Below are 19,327 nucleotides of genomic sequence, written 5' to 3' on the forward strand. Positions count from 1 at the left end.
TATCTTCATAGTTCTCTTTTGATTCATTTACGGCAAGTGCTGTTAAGGCCTGTCGGTCACATGCAATGCCGAAACCCGACTAACTTAAACATTAAGCGTACACATTTTTGGAAATACCACATGCCACGATTCACATCTAAATTGTTTGTGGTTCTGAAACTTCAACACTTTCATTCAACCTTATATACATCAAGTGGTTGTCGTAGAAATTATTTCTCGCACAACCATGTTGTAACGCCTTTTTATAGATTGAAGCCACAAATATATCAGCAACGCTAAAGTCACTGCCTACTGCAAACTCTGATTCACGACAGATTGACGTACTTAACTTTTCTAGACAGCACATAATCCATTCCCCACGAAGCTCACGCTTTGAACGCTCATCTAGCTCTGGACGCATGAACCTTAATACTATTCTGTTTTGAGGGGAATGAATACTAGAGTTTACGTATTCGCAAACTCTACGAATGTGCGTTTTTTCAACAAGATCTTGTCCAAATAAGTTGGGGTTAGGGAATCGCTCTTCAAGATACTCAATAATCGCAATTGATTCAGAAAACACTGAACCATCGACCGAGAGTGATGGAACATAACCAAAAGGATTTATATCTAGGTATGTGGTCGTTAGTTCATCAGAGCTAACCTCGATTCTATCGTAAGGTATCCGCTTGAAATTAAGCACCCACTCGACCCTTTCGGAACTGTTCGATCCTTGTGCGCTATACAATAAGACTTGCATTCATCCTCCCCAAAGCATGCTGATGCGTTAAGTTGTAAACTACGTAACCGCACTTCCAGCATTTATCGACAAACCGAACTAGCTCCAACTAAAAATGCCGCACGTTAAGATTCATTATCAAACCTTTCTACGTACCGACTCAAACAAGGCAATTTCAATTTTTGACCATTGCTCCATAAAAGGGACAAAGTCACTTTGAGGTATAAATTTTTGGGCTGCGGTATTGTTCTTTAAGAACACCTCTTCTAAAGCCCATACATGATGGTCAGCATAAACAGCCCACGCCTTTGCCCCATCATTTAGCTCGAATCGTGATAGAGGCTTAACAGACAGATAACCTTTTAACAAAACTAATGACCTAGTAAGTTCCATGTTAAACATGTACATACAAGCTCTCGCAACATCATAACCAGCTGGCATGTTTTGTATAAGATCCCAATCGATCACATTGCTTACGGCACAATTAGAAGCAAAAAAGACGTTGAATTGATGAAAGTCGCCGTGAATCAATTGCATGCTTGTTAACGGGGTATACGAGTGTATAGCTTTTGAACTGGCGAGATAATCACGCTGTTGCTTTACTCTTCGTAGAACCGAATCATTCGTATTGAATTCACTATTGGCTTCTATAACCGCAATTATTTTTTCTAACCTACCCACCCAAGCATTTTTATCCCAAGATAGAGCAATTGTTGGGAAATCATTCCCAGCAATGCGAGCGAGTTGAATATGCAAATTTGCGAGAGCTTTTCCTAACTCATAAGCATGCAATTCAGACAATTCGTCTTTTTCAATTAGCGTACCCTTGGCTTCAGGGAATAAAGCATAAAAATCCTCACCAATTTTACAAAAGGTACTGTCATCTCTAGTCAAAACTGGAGCAATTATAATGTTTAAATCTTTCGAAAGGTTTTGTAAGAGTTCATGCTCACGTTGGATTTGCACAACGTCGCGAGCACGATATTTTCTGAGGTAAAAAGTCTGCGAGGATTGAACTCGAAAGACATGATTCGTTGCGCCTAATGATTGCAGCTCTAAACTCATATCTGGATCGATTTGGCTCCAGTGTTCACTTGCCTCACGAATAAAATCACTCATAGTTCAAATCAACCTCATGGGTACATGACGTAGCGTTAAGCAGTGAGAAACGACAAAGCGCTAAAGATAAACCCGTAAACTTCAAATGCAGAGCTAGCCTTAGATCAAAATGCGACGCGTTACAAATCAACTTGCAGCACTACTTAAGTTTTTTGTTTCGCGGACGTTATTGCTTGGGCTATTTTGGCCCTATGGTTTATTTCCCACTCAGAGAGTGTTAATGACGCCTCTTTACTTGCTTTCTTTGAAGCCATTAAAAACACTTCGTCTTTCTTTGATTTAGGAATAACGACAATACCCTCTACATCAGCAACAATGATATCTCCAGTAGAGACCTTTGCTCCCCCGCAAGTGATTGGAGCGCCCAATTCATAATAGACCTCTTTCTTTCCCGGTACTGGATGAACACCTTTCGCAAAAACTGGAAACTTCATATCTGAAATTTCAGTCAAATCTCGAATGACACCATCAATAATAAAGCCTTTGATACCTCGACGCTTCGCGACTGCGCATACATTACCGCCGGCTACGGCATATTCGCAATCAACTCCATCCACTACAATGATGGAATCTTCTGGTGCTTCGTATATGGCTGAATGAAGCATTAAATTATCACCAGACGTTAACTGGACAGTAAACGCTTCTCCGCAAATTCGCGGCATTCCCTGCCAAAGAGGACCAATACTAAAGTTAATAAAGTGGTCATTACTCAGTATGTTTCCATACTCGGTTGTCGCTAATTTAGAAAAATCTGACTTCATATTTACTCTCCACTTTCAAAGTGGGCAAATACTTCAGCACCAGTCATATTGTGCGTTTCATTTTTAAATTCGTAGTATTTGGGCTTTTCGTCGATGAATATCTGATGAGTTAATTTGTAGTCATCCCCAGACATCAATAAACCGACAGGAAGGTGGTACTGATTATTTGGCACCAAAAAGTAAAACAAGTGAGTACCACATTTACCGCAGAACCCTCTCTCAGCCCAACCTGATGACTTATATCTGACTACATTTGATTCACCTGATATTTTGACGGAATCAGCGCAATCAATGACTAACATCGGACCGCCAGACCAATTTCTACACATACTACAATGACAAGCCCCCAATTCATTACTGGCGTACTCTACTTCCAACTCAACCGAGCCACATAGGCACTTTCCTTTACCTTTCATGAATCCTCCAATCTTTGCCATGTGTGTAAAATGAATAACCGATAACGCTTTGTGTACCGATGACTTAATCAGAAAGGCTAATTTTTGTTTCCCTTCTCCGACAGATACGCGGCATACTTTTTAGAGATCCATTTATGAATATGAAGCCCTGTTTTACGGACAAGGTACCAATCTATCGCAACTAGAATCACCAAACCGATTACAGTTCCCATTATAAAACCTCCATGCTCATTGAAATGTCACTCTAACAAATGGTTAAGAAAAGCACCGTGAACCTAAACAAACTATTAAGACTCGATATGGGTTGTTACTTTCATTCAGGAAGAATTGTAGGGGTATGATGCCCGCTTAAGTGTTGAACGTGATACCACCTTCAACACTTAGATCAACGCGTAGTAAAAATGCCACGTGTTGCGAATCAATCTTAAACAGATTGTTATAGTGCTTTACCGTTTACCAGTGACCAATGGTGAGGCATTAGTTCACGTATAGCTTTAAAAACCAATGAATTATCTGGAGTCGTAATTGCTGCTTTTACATCCCCACCCCAGTGAACAAGGCGCTCTTGGCAAACTCCGCATGGTGACAAGATTAAAAACTCATCGTTCTCGCTTTCACGACACAGGCATAACGAGTGGGTCACTCGCTCATTGAGTTTGTGAGCCTCTAAATACGCCCCCACTTCCATACATAGTGAAAGAGCATCATTTTTTGTATCAGGAGCAATGCTTGTTAATATTTTTCCTGAATCTGTTCGAACAGCCGCTGCGCCACCCCAACCAGATGGATACCGAACCTTTACTAGTTCTACTGCTGCTTGATAAAGCTCTCTTTCGATATTATCCATGACCATCCATATTCAATTTTATCGAGTGCTATAACGTCGCCTTAAGCTTTGAGTGAACGTGTGCCATGTTTGATCGGAGCGAGTTCGGCACGCGTTTACGAATGATCTTCACCCGATAAAATGGACACCCTATTCTCTTTAACCCGTCACGACTTCATACTCATGTGGGGTTCGATATCCGAGACTTGAGTGCAGTCTATAACGGTTATAAAAATGCTGGATATAACCGGCAAGTTTATCTCTAAGCTGCTTCTCACTTTTAAAACTATTTTTCCTAATTATGTCGCCTTTGAGCGTATGGAAGAATGACTCCACCTCCGCATTATCGGTGCAATGACCTGGACGATTCATACTTGGGACAATTCCATTTTTTGATAATAAAGCTTGAACTTCATGGGCTCGATATTCAGAGCCTCTGTCGGTATGAAACAATAAGCGCTCTTGTGGCTTTCGATTTCTAATGGCCATTCTCAACGAACTCATCGTTAGCTGTGTACTCTTCTTACTACCAAGCGACCAACCGACGATTTTACGTGAGTAAAGGTCGATAACGACGGCTAGATACATCCAACGTTTACCTTGCTTTATATACGTTAGATCTCCAGACCATTGTTGATTAACTGCCGTTGGTTTTGGTGTGTCTTTTTTAATATTCTTAATCGATTGATAGAACCGATGTAGCTTGGCCATTTTCATGTAAATGCGATAACTTCGTGCTCTTAGCCCTTGCTCTCTCATGATCCGAGCCACACGCTTGCGGCTAACCAAAACGCCTTGGCGCCTCAGTTCTGCATGAACTCGTGGGCTGCCGTAAGTCTCTCGACTCTGGGTAAACACTTTAATTATACGCTTCTTCAAAGCCTGCTCTTCTTGATCGTAGCGGCTTGGTTCTCTATCAAGCCATGCGTAGTAACCCGACTTAGAAACAGATAGAAAACGGCACATCAATACAATGGAATAACGCGTTTTGTAATGGGCTATGAATCGGAATTTTGTCGATTTTCTTGGGCAACGAATCGTTGCCACTTTTTTAGCAAGTCATTCTCGAGCTTAAGTTGTTCATTCTGACGTTCGAGCTCTGCAATCCGACTAGACTCAGTTTTCTGGCTCGGGATCTGAGTCCTTTTCTTACGTTTATCTTCCATAATAACCCCTTCTCTATAGTCCTTTCGCCATTTAGAAAGCATATAAGGGTGGATATCTAATGATAGCGCCACGCTTTTAACTGTAGCTCCTTCTCGAAGCGAAAGTCGGACAGCAGTTACCTTAAATTCCGTAAGATATTGTTGAGTTTTTTTACCTGATTTATAAGCTGGCATAAACACCTCCAATTACTATTGAAGGTGTCCACTAGATCGGGTCAACTACAGAATCAGATTTCAAGGCTTTGTTAGGCTACTTTTACGCACATAACTATGCCTGTTGACCAACAAAGCTTTGCAACAACAAGATCATCCCGCTGTGTTAATTGCTCAATCAACTCACGTACCTTTTCATTATGCTCTTCTGACCAATCCTCACGAATTTGCATATCATCTATGATGTAAAAACCACCAATTTTTAGACAAGCTAAAGCTTCATCTAGATAGTGGTATTTACCTGGCCAAGTATCAGCAAATATCAAGTCAACCGACAATGGAAGGGTTCGATCGATAACATCCTCAGCATTAGATAAAACAATATCAATTCGTGGGTCTTCTCCCAGATAACGGCGAGCTACATCAATATTTTCTACCGAATTATCTACCGTTGTTAACTTCGAACCCTCCGACATTCCATACAATATCCATGACGTGCAAAGACCAGTACCAGTCCCTAATTCTAACAAGTTCCCCGATTGCTTACTTGCAGCTAAAGCAGCAAAAAATGAACCTATCGGAAGTTCTGATAATTGAGGAAAACCAATTACATGTGTTGCTTTCAATATTGCTTCATATTGTTTGGGGTAAACTTCCACTGTTTCGTTCATATACTTTTCCTTGTAGCGCATTAATCTGTGAGCAACGCAATACCGATGCCGCCTCGTACCATCTTAAACACCAAAACCAACGATTAGTAAAAATGCCACGCGTTGCGAATCAATCTTACACAGTTTGTTATACACGTGCTAAAGGCTAGATTCGTAGTAAGTCAGCATTTGTTCTTGGCTGACGTAGTCTCCATCTAACTTCTGCTGTTCTTTTAGGATTTCTGCTAATGATGGCAATATTGAACGATCAACTTGAAAATCACTAGACCACAACTTCCCACGCATAATAGCTTTAGCGCAATGGAAGTATGCGCTTTCAACTACAACTTTCACAACGACCTTAGGTTCTTTGTTACCGTCGGGACAAAGAGCAAATAAGTTAGGTTCAGTATGGATAGTTGCATGACCCTTTAAACGCACGACTTCATCGATCCCGTTAACCAAGAACATCATCCCCACTTTAGGGTTAGTCACAATATTCTTAAGGCTATCAATTCGGTTGTTACCACTACTATCTGGTATCAAGATTGTTGACTGATCCAAAACTTTAACAAATCCAGGAACACCACCTTTTGGTGATATATCTGTAAAGCCATAAACGTCTGTACTTGAAAGGATACAAAAATGGCAATTTTCGATCATAGTTATCGAATGACGATCTAACTTACTTAATACCTTATTTTCAGCTTTGTCATTCGGCTTAGGGTATATGCTTAGTAGCTGTTCTATTGATGAAATCTGACTCATTCTATTACTTCCTTATAAGTGTATAACGCCCTGCTAAGGTGTGAGCAACGCTACCACGAAACTCAACCTTAACACCGTAAACACTGAACTCAACGATGGAATGAAAAATGCCAAGCGTTGAAAATCACTCTTAAATGCTTGTATGGATAATAAGCGCTCCAATCGGGTAATGTGAGACCCAGGCTTTAGCTGCAACTAAAGCTTTCTATGTAGCAGTTCGTTTAAACGCTGGCTCCTCTATCGAGAGACCGATAACAAACATGAACGCTACATAGGACTTCAAGCATAAACCTCGAATAGTCGACTGGGTCTCGAACCCGCATTACGCAAGCATGAGTTAGCTTATTATGAATACCAAAATCAATCAAAGCATCAACGTTGGAGTTGATACCGGCAAAACACAATTAGACATCCACATCAGGCCACTAGACCTATTTTTCTCAGTAGAGAACAATGATAAAGGCATCAAAAAAGCACTCAAAACGATTAAGAGTCACAGTCCTGAACGAATCGTTATTGAAGCTACAGGCCGATTAGAAATGCCTTTTGTTCTTGCATGTGCAGAGGCTCAATTACCTATTGTCAGAGCAAACCCTGTCCACATAAAACGATTCGCTGGTGCTATTGGCCGCAGAGCCAAAAATGATCGTTTAGATGCAGAATTGATCGCTCACTATGGAGAAGCAATCAAACCAGCTCTTACTGTCATAAAGCCAAAAAACATACGCTTAATGAGTGACTTAGTCATTCGCCGAAACCAGTTGTTATCCATGCAAACCATGGAAAAGAACCGAATCCAGATACTTCCCGCCTCTCTCCATCCGACTATCAAACCAATGCTAACCACGATAAAAAATCAAATCACCAAGTTAGAAGAAAAGCTCGTTAAACTCATTGAAGATAGCCCTGAATACCAAGCTAAAAACACAATATTGCAAAGCGTCCCAGGAATAGGAAACATTGCCGCTGCATCAATAATTAGCAACGTACCTGAACTTGGTTACATCACGAATAAACAAGCAGCATCACTGATTGGTGTCGCTCCAATAACACGCGAAAGTGGGCGCTACAAAGGCAAGCGCGTGATCCAAGGCGGTCGAGCGCAAGTACGCACAGTGTTATATATGGCAATGATGTCGGCCATGCAATGTAACCCCGTATTCAAAGCGACTTATGCTCGACTTTTAGCTGCCGGAAAGCCTAAGAAAGTCGCAATAATCGCGTGTGTTCGAAAGATGGTTGTAGCTCTTAACTCTATGCTGAGAGATGGCGCCATGTGGGATGAAAACACTGCCAAAAATTAATCATTGACGCCATAGTCGTTTGTTATGTGCGCGCTTTAAGTTTACGAACCAAAGCCTCATCACCAGCTTCATGTAGCCACAAACACCAAACTGTAATCGAACCGTTATGCTTGCTGTATACAACCCACTCACCAGTTTTGTAGTCGTTCGAGACTGACTCAATTAGCGACTGATACATTGTTTCGATATCCAATTCGTGATCTTGTAACTTGGTGCGCTTCGCGTGATTAGCCCAGTTTTCAACAATAAATGAAGATTGTCCAAAATGAGTATGCAGGATTTCAAAGCCCACTTGGTCTGATATGTTTCTCAATTTACCCCGACCGTTACCGATATCACTGATACGCTCTAAAACCGACAACACCGAAGTGACGGAAACTGCGACTGCAATGTTTTCAATAACAACATACCCTTGGTGATACAACTGCGATATTTGTAGTTTTAAAAGGTCACTAACGTTACATGTAGGGCAATAAAAAGACAGTGCCTCCTCAACCATATCCGCATAATCGCCATATAACAAAGTCGACTCTAGAGCTATATCTCTACGAACTTTCACGTCAGTTGAACGGATTATTTGTTCGACTCTATTCATTGCTCCTCCAGAGCACCTAACACCTATTAGACAGAAAAATTCTGTCTAGTTTCTAAGATGCACAAGCCAATATGCAACTAAGCCATTGCATAACAATGGCTTATGTCACAGCTATTTTTAGGCATGTGAAAAATCGATTATTTCAATTCATCGGGAATTCGGCGATCTTTGTGGTAATACTCTCGGTCGCGTTCGTTGATTTCGCGTACCACACGGCATGGGTTGCCGACTGCGACGACGTTAGCTGGGATGTCTTTGGTGACGATGCTGCCTGCCCCTATTACTGAGTTTTCACCAATGGTGACACCAGGAAGTACGACTGTGTGCGCGCCAAGCCATACGTTGTTACCAATACGAACGGGAACATTGAACTGCGCTGCTTTTAGCCTGAGTTCTGGGCTGATGGGATGTGTGCCAGTGGCAATGGTCACGTTAGGCGCAATCATCACGTTGTCGCCGATGAATACGTCTGTGTCGTCGACCAGAGTTAAATTGAAGTTCACGTATACGTTGTTGCCTAGGTGCGTGTGACGCCCCCAGTTCGCATGTAATGGTGGTTCAATGTAGCAGCCCTCACCGACTTCGGCGAACAACTGCTTCATGATCTGCTGTCGTTTATCACCTTCGCTCGGGCGGGTGTGGTTGAAATCGTATAGCACTTCTAAGCATTGAGTTTGCTCAGCAACCAAATCAACGTCATCACAGTAGTAAACGTCTTGGCTGTGCATTTTAGCCTTTATATCCATGTTTGAACCTATTTGATCATTGCCTTATATCGGCATAAATAAAGAAACAGATGGATAATTTGAAGTTTTCACTGGCCTTAATGCAAGTTGGATGAATTAACGCGGCCTGATGTTTTCAGCCACACGCCACAGCACACCACTTGGGTCAGTGATACAAAACTCAAGCATTCCCCAAGGCTGCTCAACAACCTCGGAAACGGTAACTTCAAATTCCGACACTACATTAGAGTTTTGGATGTGTTGATACCAACTTTTTACGTCTTCAACCAGCAAGTGCATCATGTAATTGTGACAGTGCGCAGGTTCATAAAAGTTTTGCAGAAGGAAGGCACAACCGCCGTGTCGTAGATAGGTGATATCGTGAAATTCAGACATCACTTCGAAGCCGATTGACTGGTAAAAACGCTTGGATAAATCGAAGTCTTTCGCGGGTACGAAAGACTTAATTTCTGAGACTTTGAGGTTTTCCATCCTACATCCTTATAGTGTTGATATTCTTGTGCTGACACGCTTAACGCTTTAAGTGGTTACAGCGCCTATTCAGAGCCCTGCTGAAATGAGTCGACTTCGGCTTTAGTTAGATAACGCCACTGACCTGCTTCAACATCTAAACGAACATCACCAATCTGTTCACGGTGTAGGCCAACAACTCGATTCCCTACTGCAGCAAACATTCGTTTCACTTGATGAAACTTACCTTCTGTAATGGTCAACAGCACTTCTTTACTGGTAATCACTTCTAGCTCTGCCGGACGCGTCGGTTTTTGTTCGCCCTGTAATTGAATGCCGGCTTTGAACTTATCAGCGACATCGTCTTTGATATTCCGTGACAATGTCACGCGATAGACTTTCTTACATGACTTGGTTGGCAACGTGATGTTGAATGACCAGCGCCCATCATCGGTAATTAAGACTAAACCCGTGGTGTCGGCATCTAAGCGCCCTGCGATGTGCAGTTCTGATGCTTTGTCTATCTCGATGTAGTTGAACAATGAAGGATAAACTTCGTCGATATTGGAGCAAATAGTACCCGCAGGCTTGTGCATTAAAAGGTATCGAAATTCACGCAACTTAAGCGGCGTGCCATTAAACAAGATGGTGTTGCTTTCATGAACCTGAGTCGATTCATCGGTCACAGCCTCACTGTTTACGTTCACCTCGCCATTATGGATGCGTTCAATCGCTTCAGGCTTGGTTAGGTCAGTGCTTTTACATAGGTATTTATCAAGGCGCATTAATCGTCGGCACCACATTTAGCACAGGGCTTGTAAGTTCGTTCACCTTGCTCGATAACCACATAGTCACCAACGCACTTGTCACATAAAGCGAGCTTTGGGTAAGCCTCTTTTTGTTTCTTTGCGTTGATGTTGCCTTCGGTGGTGTATACGGTTCTCATTTTGATGCCTTTGTTTGAATAACGTGAGAGGCGCAAATTGTATCACTGTTTACAGCTTTGATTGGAGTGGTGGTGCATAGATAAGTTGATTTTAAGTGCCGCTATTCCATGTTCCCTCCCCGTAACGGCTTAACCATGAACAACAAAGTCAACGTGCCACACCTATCAGTGGTAAAATGATAAAAGCTCACCAACCAATGAAGTCGATAATGAAAGATTGTAATCAATGCGGAAAATGCTGTATCAAATACGGAGATGGCGACCTTGCCGCGACTCAAGAAGAGAGCGATTTGTGGGAGCTGTTCAACCCAGACATCTTTGAATATGTTCGAGGAAGCGAGATTTGGTTTGACCCTGAATCTGGCGAACGTTTAACTCGCTGCCCTTTTCTGGAGCTGGTTCCGACGAAAGACACCAAGGCTCAAGCCAAGTACACATGTAGCATTTACTTAGACCGACCAGAAGATTGCCGACACTACCCAAGCCTGATTAATGAGATGGTACGAGATGATTGTGAAATGATTGAGGTGGTGGATTTACAAGACACGAAGAAAGCTCAAAGGAAACTCGACCTGTTGATGAAAGACAGCCGCCCTTCAAGCTATTCGTAAGCGATGATCTTTTGAAGATCAATTTTCAGCATTAGCTAATAGCCGTTAAAACCTTAAGCCAAATACTGGTTCGCTTCTAACCAATCAAGCGCAACCAGTGCTGCCAATGAACATACTGCTCTGTCATTGCCATCAACAAACTTAAGCTCTTCGATTTCGGCATCTGGAGACAGTTCGCCTGTATAATCAGCAAGATAACAAGTTAATTGCACTGATACGCCTTCCGCTTTGCCATCAGCTTGGCCTGTAAACGTCTCAACGTATTTGATGGAATCAGGCACTAAATCGACTGAGATCTCTTCTTTGATTTCGCGAAGCAGTGCTTGTTCATCACTTTCGCCCGCTTCACGCTTACCACCCGGTAGATAGAACAGTTCTTTGCCTTTTGATCTCACCATCAACAGCTTGCCGTCTTTGATGAATATCCAAGCCAGCTTATCAATTATCTTATGCATGTTCTTAGTCCTTGTTATTTAAGCAATTTGTTATTTCCGAACACTAACGAACTTTAAACCGTTAAACAATAACGAATGTGAACAAGTAGCAAAGAAAACAAAAATGCCGATTGAAGTCGCTATAAGTGGAATTCCAAACGGCACAACTAGTCGCTTAACGCTAACTTAGTTAAATGCAACCGAACGATGCTTACATCGGTAAACATCAGCGGAAATTGAAGTCGGATTTGACCCATCTGTCGCTATAATATTCGTAATATGGTAGCGATTTCCACCTCGCATAAATACTTCATTGGCTAGCTCTGTGTACACTGACTTAGGATTAGTTTCTTGCACTACGTGGCTGCCAATAACGTTACAAGCTGTGTTTTCAATCTCTGCAAAAGCAATAGGCTTAACTTCATGAGCGCCTGGCAATAATTGAACTACTCCCGATGGCTTCACTTGATATGAAGTCGTCGGACAAATATAAAATTCTGCAACTACACTGCTTGGTCGTCCACGGCGAGTATCAAGCACATCCGCTATTCGATAACGATTTCCGCCGGACATATATGCTTGGTTTTTGAGAGCCGGAATCACGTTATTTGGATGGGAATCTTCAAGTGTATAAGTATCGATCATTGTACAATTTAAGTTATGTACAGCAATTTCAGATATCTGACCGACAGACATGGCTTCTTTCATAACAGGAATTTTTCGCGTTACACAAGCATTCAACGCAACTAAAGCAATAAGAGCTACAACAACTTTTTTCATATTAATTTATTCAAAAAAGAACGCATAGTACAAACGTAAACTGTTGCTTTGAAACAATATATTTGTATCGTTACGACTAAAATAGCCAATCAAAACCTATAGAGCCGTGACGGTTAACCACAACATCTCAACCATCACGTTAATCACTCGTAATAATCAAACCGCTAATCAACTAGCCACTCAAGCGCAGAGTCGTGGTCTTCGAATGACTTTATCTCACCGGACACAAACCAGCTCCCTACTTTTGAAGCGAATTCTTGCCAGCTTTTATCACCATAAATCGCGATTTTGTCTATCTTCGAATTGAGCTCTAATCCCAGTTTAAAATCGTCCCAAGCAGCACGTAACTCCCAACCCGTTAAGGTGGAGATGTCGACCAGCATCTTGAGTTCAGATGAATCGAGTTCTTCTAGCGTGGTATTTAGAATTGGCATCATTGCTTGATAGTCATCGTGTGTTAGTTTGCCTTTCGCTTTAAACACAACGATGGTTTCACCGCTAACACGTTCAATTCCAACCGATATTCCGTGACGTTCGATACTCATAACCTAGCCCTCATAGTGGAAACTAGAGTTAGCTTAGAGGATTACACAGCAAAGAGATGAGAGGTTGGCGTCAAAACAGACAAGCATCCGAACGACTTTTAGTTACTGACATTTTAACGGCGTTTAATCGCAACGACCGAGTATGTGTGCCAGTGCTTCACCCTACCCAGTGACGTGAGTGCTTGTTCGTCTCGCTCATGGAATCGTACTACCTCAAAGTCGTTGAATAAGCTGAGTACTTTGGCTTTCGTTAACGGCGTTGTTGGGGTTCGATAGCCATGTGCCCAACTGTCATCGACGCCCATGAAGTCACCCGCAAATACGCCCCCCACTTCAAGGCAGTTTTCAATATTGTGCCAAACTTCGTCAAAACACGTTGGGTCAGCAAAAAACAGACTCGAATTGGCAATCACTACGCCAGATTTCGGGTAATCATAGTGTTCAAATCCACTTTCAGATATTTCGACCAAAGATTTGCGACCAAAACGATCCCGACATATAGCAATCGAATCAAGATTAACGTCGAAGCCATACACTTGATACGCTTGTTGTTCTAAAAAGGCGATGTCACTACCTGTTCCACAACCACAATCAATCGCAACATTTAAGCCTGACTCATTCAGTTTGATTGCGAATTCAGTTCTCTTTAAATGAGGTTTGCTTAGTGCTTTTTGGTAATACTGACGCCAGATCTCTGAATGGTCACCCATGGCGTTTCTCCAACATTTCGCTTAGGCTTTTAACTTGCACGATACGCGGATGCTCTGACTTAACCTCAACTCCTTCCGTGTTCAACCACACCGTATTCAAACCCGCCTCAAGTGCTGGGTAAATGTCTTTCTCTAAGGTGTCGCCAACCATGGTGATATCTTGTGGTGCAACACCGAGTTTGGAAATGATGGCAGGATAAAAGCCCGAATCGAACTTAGAAAAGCCAATGCTCGCCTTACAAAAGTAACCCAATATATATTGAGAAAGGCCAACACGCTCAAAGGCTCGAATGATGTCGTCTTTACTGGAATCACCAGCATTGGTGGCAACATAAACTTGATGAGTTTTCGACAACTCTGCCAATAATGCACGAGCACCACTCACTTCTTGTACGGTTTCCCAGTCACACATCTTCCCTTGTGCGTCTGGGAAATCGACCATCAGCGTATTGCCCCAGTCGAATAAGACTATTTCTGTTAATTCGATTAGCTTTGTCATCTTGCCTCCTGCATACGATGAATTATCTAATGTTTAAGCGAACCTATAAAAACTTCTCGATCAGGATCTCGTCAAAGTACTGGTCGCCAATCTTACCGTGTTTCTTAGCTGTTCCGACGATTTCAAAACCTTGCTTAAGGTATACCGCTAACGCACGCTCGTTGTCTGCTCTTACATAGGCAAAAAGCTTTTCATAACCTTTAGCTTTGGCTGCCTTAAATGTGTAATCGAACAACTGTTTTGCAACGCCTTGCCCACGGCTATTTGCATCAACATAAGTGCCAATAATACCAACGTGGTCAAAGGCCTTGGTGTAAGTCGCGAATGGTTCTACATTCTGAAAGCCAAGTAACTGGTTGGTCGTTTCGTTGACTGCAACGCTAAATACACCACGTTCTGGGAACGACTCAATGAATCCCTTTTCTTCATCAACAGTAAAAGTCTGATCCAAGATCGTATAACGCGCTTCGATAATGATTGGATTTAATACATCAATAATGCCTTGTGCATCTTCTTCCGCGACTTCTCTGATTGTTAAGCTCATACTTCTCTGCCTTTTTATTGCTTTGGGCAGATTCTATCGCTATATGCCATCCCTTTGATAGGACAGAATGTTGTCGAAGGCGATATCGAAGTAGAGTTCGTAGCTATTTTGTTCAACATAGCCCAAATGTGGAGTCGCAGTGACGTTTTGTAAGGACAATAGCGGTTCGGTGTCTGTTGTTACTGGCTCACAATCGAACACATCAATAGCGGCAGTTTTGGTCGGTACCTCGCGTAGTTCATGATACAGAGCCATCGGTTCGACTAACTCCGCGCGGCTGATGTTGACAAACAGTGAGTCCGGCTTCATCAAGCTGAGGTCGTGTGCCGTAACACATCCTCTGGTCACATCATTCAAACGCAAATGCAAAGAAAGCACATCTACTTCTCGAAAGAAATCTTGTTTGGTTGTTGCTGCTTCAAATCCATCTGCTTGCGCTTGATCGCGTGAAGCTTGACTACCCCACACTACGACAGACATCCCAAATACTTGCGCATATTGTGCAATGCATTTGCCGATTTTGCCGTAGCCCCAAATACCAAGCTTCAAGCCCTTCAAAGTTCGACCTAACCCTAGCGAGCCAGAATCTTGCCATTGGTTTTGTTTAAGGTTTGAAGCGTAAGTCGGAATGTGGCGCGATGCAGCCATAATCAACGCCCAGCATAATTCAGAAGGTGCAACTGGCGAGCCTCGGCCTTCTAACACAGTAACACCAAATCGTTCGCACATTTGCGGGTCGATATGGTTACTCACTTTGCCCGTCTGGCTAATAAGCTTGAGGTTTGGGAGCTGTGATAACAAAGATTCGGTGATCTCGGTTCTTTCACGAATGAGCACAATGGCTTCAAACGAGACCAACTTAGCGACGAGCTCTTGCTCTGAGTAAGTCTCGGTAAATACCGTGACATCGTGTTGTTCGAGTTTGTTGAAGCAATCGAGGTCTTTAACGACGTTCTGGTAGTCATCCAATATCGCTATTTTCACATCACTCTCCTTGTGATTGTTAGTTATCTTGTATTGTTCAAATGAAGACTAAAGTGCCATACCTCGAGAATCAACATTGCACTCGCAGGGACTTGACTATTGATAAACCACTTTGAAACGCTCCAACATAAGTAACATGTCTTCACTTGGCGAGATCTTGAGCTCTTCACATTCACGAGAGAAGAAGTTCCAATGAGCTTCTCGCCACCATTCTAGTGTTTTGTCACCCTCGCCTTCTGCAGCAGCAAACTCCGCCGTCACTTCGTTGTATTTGCACGACGACACCGAGGTAATCTCTACAATGCAAACTGGCTTGCCATCCCAGTCGGTAACGACTTGCAAGTGACCAACTACTGGTCTCGTCTCTCCTTCATGGGTATACCAATGTTCAAGGCCGCAAGATGCTTGTTTTTCACCCTTGATAATTAACTGAGCGCAGAGGTTGGCGTTGTACTCGTCGGCGCAGTAATAATCAGCACTAAAGGAGGTGTATTGCGAGGCAGCGTCTGCTGGCAATGTGTTGAGGTAGCTATCAAGATAAGCTTTGCTTCTTTCTTCCATGATCTTTCCAAATTCAATATTAGATTGAGCCGATAAATACTTATAGATTAAGCATCTGGCTGCATTGGGAGTAACCTATCAAGTCAGGTTATTGCTGTAAACCGAGTGAATATCAAAATGTGGGCTGAGAAAGAAGAATATAGGTAAGATTTCGAGGCCAGTACAAGGAGAGCCAAAAGCACCTTTAGTGTGTGCTTTTGGCTCTTAGTATCTCGTTACTATATAGCTCGTAACCAACAGGATATTAACGGTTTAAGAAGTCGACCGCTTTGTCTGGGAAGTCAGTAAACACACCATCGACTTTGACTTGGTTGTAGAAGACATCCAACATGCCATCAAAGTTATCAGCATAAGCTGGGATTCTTCCCGGGTCAGCACGGAACGTGTACGGGTGAACATCTAAGCCTGCGTCTTTTGCTGATTTCATTAACGGCTTAATAATGATGTTTTCTTTGGTCGATGCATCGTCCACCAACATTGGCTTCCAAGGGCCTATTCCTTCCGCGTAAGTCGCGACTTTTTCCATGCCACCAGCTTCAAACATCCAGTCGTAACTGTACGGCGTTGCTTTGTCGCCCTTGTAAGTCATGGTTTCATTCCAATCTGTATAGGCCATCAACTGAACGAGCTTAAGATCCATTTCCATCGCTGGCATGAGCTCATCGTTAATGCGTTGAAGTTCATTGGCGTCAAAACACTGCAAATACACTTTGTCGTCTTTCGATAGGTAACCATATTGATGCAAGGTCGCAAGCACAGCTTTTGAGATATCTTTGCCTTCGTGACGATGGAACCAAGGCGCTTTAATTTCAGGATAGATGCCCACGTCATAACCTAAGGTCTTATTTAGGCCTTGGATCAGCTCGATCTCTTCTGCAAAGGTAGCGACACGGAAATCAGACTGCCACATTGGGAAGCGCGTTGGATACCCTGCCACTCTGTTGCCTTGTTCATCAAACCTAAAGCCTTCGGTCACCTTTAATGATTTGATCTCAGCGAGCGTAAAATCAATCGCGAAGTAGCGGCCATCTGCGCGAGCGCGTGTTGGAAAGCGATCCGCGACATCGGTGACTCGGTCTAGATAATGATCATGCAAAACCACCAATTGGTCGTCTTTGGTCATCACGACATCTTGTTCGATGTAGTCGGGTTTCATCGCATAAGCGAGCGCTTTAGCGGGTAATGTGTGTTCAGGTAAATAACCAGAAGCGCCGCGATGCGCAATCACCAAAGGATCGGCGAACGCATTTGCAGATAAACTTAGTGCTAATAAGGTCAGAGACAGTGACGTTGTTTTCATTATTGTTTCCCCTTGATAAAACAGAAGCAGGATATACCTGCCTCTGTTGTTATTTATAGATGTGATTCAGTAAATACACTACTGAGCTAGCGCTTCTCTCTCTCGTTCGAGATCTTTTTGTTTGTGGTGCGCACGTTCACCTAAGAAGGCGTAAAGCAGACAGATGATTGAAGCTACACAAGCGCCGACCAAAATAATGAAGCCGCCATCCCAACCGTAATGGTCAACCATAAAGCCGAGAATTGCGTTCGCAGCAACCGCGCCACCTAAGTAACCAAACAAACCCGTTAGACCGGCAGCTGTACCCGCTGCTTTCTTAGGTGCAAGTTCCAGAGCATACAAACCGATCAGCATTACAGGGCCATAGATAAGGAAACCAATCGCAACCAGTGCCAACATATCAACCGTTGGGTTACCTGCTGGGTTCAGCCAATATACCAACACAGCGACTGTCACTAGAACCATGAACAAGATACCTGCAGGTGCGCGTCGGCCTTTGAATAACTTATCTGAAATCCAACCACACAATAAGGTGCCAGGAATACCAGCCCACTCATACAGGAAGTAAGCCCATGATGATTTATCTACAGAGAAGTCTTTTGCTTCTTTTAAGTAAACCGGAGCCCAATCGAGTACGCCATAACGGATAAGGTAAACAAACGCATTGGCAATCGCGATTGACCACAACAGCTTGTTAGAGAAAACGTACTTAAAGAAGATCTCTTTCGCCGTCATTTCTTTCTCATGAGACGTATCGTAGTCGTCTGGGTAATCATCTTTGTGTTCTTCAATCGGTGGTAAGCCGCAAGATTGAGGTGTATCTCTTACAGTAAACCAAACAAAGACAGCAACGAGAGTGGCAAAAAATGCAGGAACATAAAAAGCGGTTCGCCAATCGTCGTTAAAAGCCCACAGCCCCAACAAGAACATTGGGCCAATCAAACCGCCACCCACGTTGTGAGCAACGTTCCATACCGATACGATCTCGCCGCGTTCTTTGCGTGACCACCAGTGAACCATGGTTCGTCCACAAGCTGGCCAACCCATACCTTGGAACCAACCATTCAAGAACAGCAGAATAAACATCGCAGTAATGCTGCCAGTTGCCCAAGGCATAAAGCCAAAGCAGAACATCACCAGTGACGACATTAACAAGCCACCGCTGAGGAAGTATCGAGGATTAGAACGGTCAGAAACACTGCCCATTAAGAACTTAGATAAGCCGTAAGCGATAGATACCGCCGCTAATGCAACCCCCAGTTCTCCGCGGCTAAAACCTTGTTCAATGAGATAAGGCATCGCCAAACTAAAGTTTTTACGGACTAGGTAGTAACCCGCATAGCCAACGAAGATGCCGAGAAACAGCTGCCATCGTAGTCGTGTGTAGGTGCTATCGATCTTATCTGATGACAAGCGATCGATATGCGCCATAGGTTTGAATATTCCAAACATAGGAACCTCATAATTATTGGGCGAAGGAAGAATTAAAATGCTCGAACGAAAAAATTTAGCGCTCATTCGAAATTAAGGGAATTGTATGTGCTTCAGGATTAATTTCTGTGATAGAGGTAGTCATTAACAAAAAATAACTTTAAATACAGCATATTAGTTTCATTTAATTAGACTACGCTTCATGTTTTTGTTTGTGTTTTTCTTCAATGCAGAGTGCGCTTGTATAGAAAACCACCTTTCGAGTGAGCAAATATCGAACTTTTAAAACAAGGATATGCAATTAAGTTAA

At 42.9% G+C, this 19,327-nt stretch carries 26 protein-coding genes; 2 read left to right on the forward strand and 24 right to left on the reverse strand.

Translation table 11 applies throughout. The features are described 5' to 3' along the window. Positions 1-136: 136 nt before the first annotated feature. The 9 genes from OCV20_RS08625 to OCV20_RS08670 form a co-directional block, all read right to left on the reverse strand. Positions 137-739, reverse strand: a complete 603-nt coding sequence (locus OCV20_RS08625) for a glutathione S-transferase family protein (protein ID WP_086775200.1) — start codon at positions 737-739, stop codon at positions 137-139. 117 nt (positions 740-856) lie between these two features. Continuing rightward, a complete protein-coding gene (locus OCV20_RS08630) occupies positions 857-1,837 on the reverse strand; it encodes a phosphotransferase enzyme family protein (protein WP_086775201.1) in 981 nt (326 codons plus the stop codon). 143 nt (positions 1,838-1,980) lie between these two features. Then, complete coding sequence (locus OCV20_RS08635; protein WP_086775202.1) at positions 1,981-2,598, reverse strand: RraA family protein; 618 nt, start codon at positions 2,596-2,598, stop codon at positions 1,981-1,983. A 2-nt stretch (positions 2,599-2,600) separates the two neighbouring features. Then, on the reverse strand, positions 2,601-3,014 hold the full coding sequence (locus OCV20_RS08640; RefSeq protein ID WP_086775203.1) for a GFA family protein: 414 nt from the start codon (positions 3,012-3,014) through the stop codon (positions 2,601-2,603). A gap of 77 nt (positions 3,015-3,091) precedes the next feature. Then, positions 3,092-3,226 (reverse strand): hypothetical protein, encoded by a 135-nt coding sequence (locus tag OCV20_RS08645; protein ID WP_086775204.1) that lies wholly within the window; start codon positions 3,224-3,226, stop codon positions 3,092-3,094. Positions 3,227-3,450: 224 nt separating this feature from the next. Then, the gene (locus tag OCV20_RS08650) at positions 3,451-3,861 is read right to left on the reverse strand and encodes a cytidine deaminase (protein WP_048611988.1); all 411 of its coding nucleotides are present in this window, start codon (positions 3,859-3,861) and stop codon (positions 3,451-3,453) included. Between the two features lie 138 nt (positions 3,862-3,999). After that, positions 4,000-5,180 (reverse strand): IS3-like element ISVisp1 family transposase gene (locus OCV20_RS08655; RefSeq protein WP_102479999.1). Its coding sequence is split into 2 segments (ribosomal slippage): positions 4,000-4,895 and positions 4,895-5,180, totalling 1,182 coding nucleotides; the frame shifts between segments, so codons are not numbered across the junction. A 71-nt stretch (positions 5,181-5,251) separates the two neighbouring features. Further along, a complete protein-coding gene (locus OCV20_RS08660; protein ID WP_086775999.1) occupies positions 5,252-5,830 on the reverse strand; it encodes an O-methyltransferase in 579 nt (192 codons plus the stop codon). A gap of 138 nt (positions 5,831-5,968) precedes the next feature. Next, on the reverse strand, positions 5,969-6,577 hold the full coding sequence (locus tag OCV20_RS08670; protein ID WP_086775998.1) for an MSMEG_1061 family FMN-dependent PPOX-type flavoprotein: 609 nt from the start codon (positions 6,575-6,577) through the stop codon (positions 5,969-5,971). Between the two features lie 347 nt (positions 6,578-6,924). On the opposite strand from OCV20_RS08670, the gene OCV20_RS08675 reads away from it, so the two are divergent. Then, a complete protein-coding gene (locus OCV20_RS08675; RefSeq protein ID WP_086775997.1) occupies positions 6,925-7,881 on the forward strand; it encodes an IS110 family RNA-guided transposase in 957 nt (318 codons plus the stop codon). 22 nt (positions 7,882-7,903) lie between these two features. Here OCV20_RS08675 and OCV20_RS08680 read toward each other — a convergent pair whose 3' ends face one another. The 5 genes from OCV20_RS08680 to OCV20_RS08700 form a co-directional block, all read right to left on the reverse strand. Beyond that, the gene (locus OCV20_RS08680) at positions 7,904-8,476 is read right to left on the reverse strand and encodes a hypothetical protein (RefSeq protein ID WP_086775499.1); all 573 of its coding nucleotides are present in this window, start codon (positions 8,474-8,476) and stop codon (positions 7,904-7,906) included. A gap of 137 nt (positions 8,477-8,613) precedes the next feature. Further along, complete coding sequence (locus tag OCV20_RS08685; RefSeq protein WP_048664954.1) at positions 8,614-9,222, reverse strand: sugar O-acetyltransferase; 609 nt, start codon at positions 9,220-9,222, stop codon at positions 8,614-8,616. Positions 9,223-9,318: 96 nt separating this feature from the next. After that, entirely contained in the window at positions 9,319-9,693 is a 375-nt protein-coding gene (locus tag OCV20_RS08690) for a VOC family protein (RefSeq protein WP_086775500.1), read from the reverse strand. A gap of 65 nt (positions 9,694-9,758) precedes the next feature. Further along, positions 9,759-10,457: a pseudouridine synthase gene (locus OCV20_RS08695; RefSeq protein WP_086775501.1), complete on the reverse strand. Its 699-nt coding sequence runs from the start codon at positions 10,455-10,457 to the stop codon at positions 9,759-9,761. Then, positions 10,457-10,618: a hypothetical protein gene (locus OCV20_RS08700; RefSeq protein WP_017059212.1), complete on the reverse strand. Its 162-nt coding sequence runs from the start codon at positions 10,616-10,618 to the stop codon at positions 10,457-10,459. Before OCV20_RS08700 ends, OCV20_RS08695 begins: the two co-directional genes overlap by 1 nt. A gap of 209 nt (positions 10,619-10,827) precedes the next feature. Between OCV20_RS08700 and OCV20_RS08705 the strand changes: the two genes are divergently transcribed. After that, positions 10,828-11,229 (forward strand): YkgJ family cysteine cluster protein, encoded by a 402-nt coding sequence (locus OCV20_RS08705; RefSeq protein WP_086775502.1) that lies wholly within the window; start codon positions 10,828-10,830, stop codon positions 11,227-11,229. 53 nt (positions 11,230-11,282) lie between these two features. On the opposite strand, the gene OCV20_RS08710 is transcribed toward OCV20_RS08705, so the two are convergent. The 10 genes from OCV20_RS08710 to glpT form a co-directional block, all read right to left on the reverse strand. Next, positions 11,283-11,684: an NUDIX hydrolase gene (locus OCV20_RS08710; protein ID WP_086775503.1), complete on the reverse strand. Its 402-nt coding sequence runs from the start codon at positions 11,682-11,684 to the stop codon at positions 11,283-11,285. 165 nt (positions 11,685-11,849) lie between these two features. Next, the gene (locus OCV20_RS08715) at positions 11,850-12,443 is read right to left on the reverse strand and encodes a DUF1471 domain-containing protein (RefSeq protein ID WP_086775504.1); all 594 of its coding nucleotides are present in this window, start codon (positions 12,441-12,443) and stop codon (positions 11,850-11,852) included. A 164-nt stretch (positions 12,444-12,607) separates the two neighbouring features. Then, a complete protein-coding gene (locus OCV20_RS08720) occupies positions 12,608-12,988 on the reverse strand; it encodes a SpoIIAA family protein (RefSeq protein ID WP_086775505.1) in 381 nt (126 codons plus the stop codon). Between the two features lie 113 nt (positions 12,989-13,101). Next, on the reverse strand, positions 13,102-13,698 hold the full coding sequence (locus OCV20_RS08725; RefSeq protein WP_086775506.1) for a class I SAM-dependent methyltransferase: 597 nt from the start codon (positions 13,696-13,698) through the stop codon (positions 13,102-13,104). Further along, the gene (locus OCV20_RS08730; protein ID WP_086775507.1) at positions 13,691-14,197 is read right to left on the reverse strand and encodes an HAD family hydrolase; all 507 of its coding nucleotides are present in this window, start codon (positions 14,195-14,197) and stop codon (positions 13,691-13,693) included. The genes OCV20_RS08725 and OCV20_RS08730 overlap by 8 nt, the downstream gene beginning before the upstream one ends. Before the next feature lie 43 nt (positions 14,198-14,240). Next, positions 14,241-14,741 (reverse strand): GNAT family N-acetyltransferase, encoded by a 501-nt coding sequence (locus OCV20_RS08735; RefSeq protein ID WP_086775508.1) that lies wholly within the window; start codon positions 14,739-14,741, stop codon positions 14,241-14,243. A 39-nt stretch (positions 14,742-14,780) separates the two neighbouring features. Further along, entirely contained in the window at positions 14,781-15,725 is a 945-nt protein-coding gene (locus OCV20_RS08740; RefSeq protein WP_086775509.1) for a D-2-hydroxyacid dehydrogenase family protein, read from the reverse strand. Positions 15,726-15,821: 96 nt separating this feature from the next. Next, complete coding sequence (locus tag OCV20_RS08745; protein ID WP_086775510.1) at positions 15,822-16,286, reverse strand: ASCH domain-containing protein; 465 nt, start codon at positions 16,284-16,286, stop codon at positions 15,822-15,824. Between the two features lie 244 nt (positions 16,287-16,530). Further along, positions 16,531-17,586 carry a glycerophosphodiester phosphodiesterase gene (gene glpQ / locus OCV20_RS08750; RefSeq protein ID WP_086775511.1) on the reverse strand — a complete coding sequence of 352 codons (1,056 nt, stop codon included), beginning with the start codon at positions 17,584-17,586 and terminating at the stop codon, positions 16,531-16,533. A 78-nt stretch (positions 17,587-17,664) separates the two neighbouring features. Further along, positions 17,665-19,038 carry a glycerol-3-phosphate transporter gene (gene glpT, locus OCV20_RS08755; protein ID WP_086775512.1) on the reverse strand — a complete coding sequence of 458 codons (1,374 nt, stop codon included), beginning with the start codon at positions 19,036-19,038 and terminating at the stop codon, positions 17,665-17,667. Positions 19,039-19,327 lie beyond the last annotated feature (289 nt).

Origin of the sequence: Vibrio coralliirubri, assembly GCF_024347375.1 — a bacterium.
GTDB lineage: Bacteria > Pseudomonadota > Gammaproteobacteria > Enterobacterales > Vibrionaceae > Vibrio > Vibrio coralliirubri.

Coding starts and splice junctions, on each gene's coding strand:
- OCV20_RS08625 (WP_086775200.1), bottom strand. CDS start 739: ATGCAAGTCTTATTGTATAGCGCACAAGGATCGAACAGTTCCGAAAGG.
- OCV20_RS08630 (WP_086775201.1), bottom strand. CDS start 1,837: ATGAGTGATTTTATTCGTGAGGCAAGTGAACACTGGAGCCAAATCGAT.
- OCV20_RS08635 (WP_086775202.1), bottom strand. CDS start 2,598: ATGAAGTCAGATTTTTCTAAATTAGCGACAACCGAGTATGGAAACATA.
- OCV20_RS08640 (WP_086775203.1), bottom strand. CDS start 3,014: ATGAAAGGTAAAGGAAAGTGCCTATGTGGCTCGGTTGAGTTGGAAGTA.
- OCV20_RS08645 (WP_086775204.1), bottom strand. CDS start 3,226: ATGGGAACTGTAATCGGTTTGGTGATTCTAGTTGCGATAGATTGGTAC.
- OCV20_RS08650 (WP_048611988.1), bottom strand. CDS start 3,861: ATGGATAATATCGAAAGAGAGCTTTATCAAGCAGCAGTAGAACTAGTA.
- OCV20_RS08660 (WP_086775999.1), bottom strand. CDS start 5,830: ATGAACGAAACAGTGGAAGTTTACCCCAAACAATATGAAGCAATATTG.
- OCV20_RS08670 (WP_086775998.1), bottom strand. CDS start 6,577: ATGAGTCAGATTTCATCAATAGAACAGCTACTAAGCATATACCCTAAG.
- OCV20_RS08675 (WP_086775997.1), top strand. CDS start 6,925: ATGAATACCAAAATCAATCAAAGCATCAACGTTGGAGTTGATACCGGC.
- OCV20_RS08680 (WP_086775499.1), bottom strand. CDS start 8,476: ATGAATAGAGTCGAACAAATAATCCGTTCAACTGACGTGAAAGTTCGT.
- OCV20_RS08685 (WP_048664954.1), bottom strand. CDS start 9,222: ATGGATATAAAGGCTAAAATGCACAGCCAAGACGTTTACTACTGTGAT.
- OCV20_RS08690 (WP_086775500.1), bottom strand. CDS start 9,693: ATGGAAAACCTCAAAGTCTCAGAAATTAAGTCTTTCGTACCCGCGAAA.
- OCV20_RS08695 (WP_086775501.1), bottom strand. CDS start 10,457: ATGCGCCTTGATAAATACCTATGTAAAAGCACTGACCTAACCAAGCCT.
- OCV20_RS08700 (WP_017059212.1), bottom strand. CDS start 10,618: ATGAGAACCGTATACACCACCGAAGGCAACATCAACGCAAAGAAACAA.
- OCV20_RS08705 (WP_086775502.1), top strand. CDS start 10,828: ATGAAAGATTGTAATCAATGCGGAAAATGCTGTATCAAATACGGAGAT.
- OCV20_RS08710 (WP_086775503.1), bottom strand. CDS start 11,684: ATGCATAAGATAATTGATAAGCTGGCTTGGATATTCATCAAAGACGGC.
- OCV20_RS08715 (WP_086775504.1), bottom strand. CDS start 12,443: ATGAAAAAAGTTGTTGTAGCTCTTATTGCTTTAGTTGCGTTGAATGCT.
- OCV20_RS08720 (WP_086775505.1), bottom strand. CDS start 12,988: ATGAGTATCGAACGTCACGGAATATCGGTTGGAATTGAACGTGTTAGC.
- OCV20_RS08725 (WP_086775506.1), bottom strand. CDS start 13,698: ATGGGTGACCATTCAGAGATCTGGCGTCAGTATTACCAAAAAGCACTA.
- OCV20_RS08730 (WP_086775507.1), bottom strand. CDS start 14,197: ATGACAAAGCTAATCGAATTAACAGAAATAGTCTTATTCGACTGGGGC.
- OCV20_RS08735 (WP_086775508.1), bottom strand. CDS start 14,741: ATGAGCTTAACAATCAGAGAAGTCGCGGAAGAAGATGCACAAGGCATT.
- OCV20_RS08745 (WP_086775510.1), bottom strand. CDS start 16,286: ATGGAAGAAAGAAGCAAAGCTTATCTTGATAGCTACCTCAACACATTG.
- glpQ (WP_086775511.1), bottom strand. CDS start 17,586: ATGAAAACAACGTCACTGTCTCTGACCTTATTAGCACTAAGTTTATCT.
- glpT (WP_086775512.1), bottom strand. CDS start 19,038: ATGTTTGGAATATTCAAACCTATGGCGCATATCGATCGCTTGTCATCA.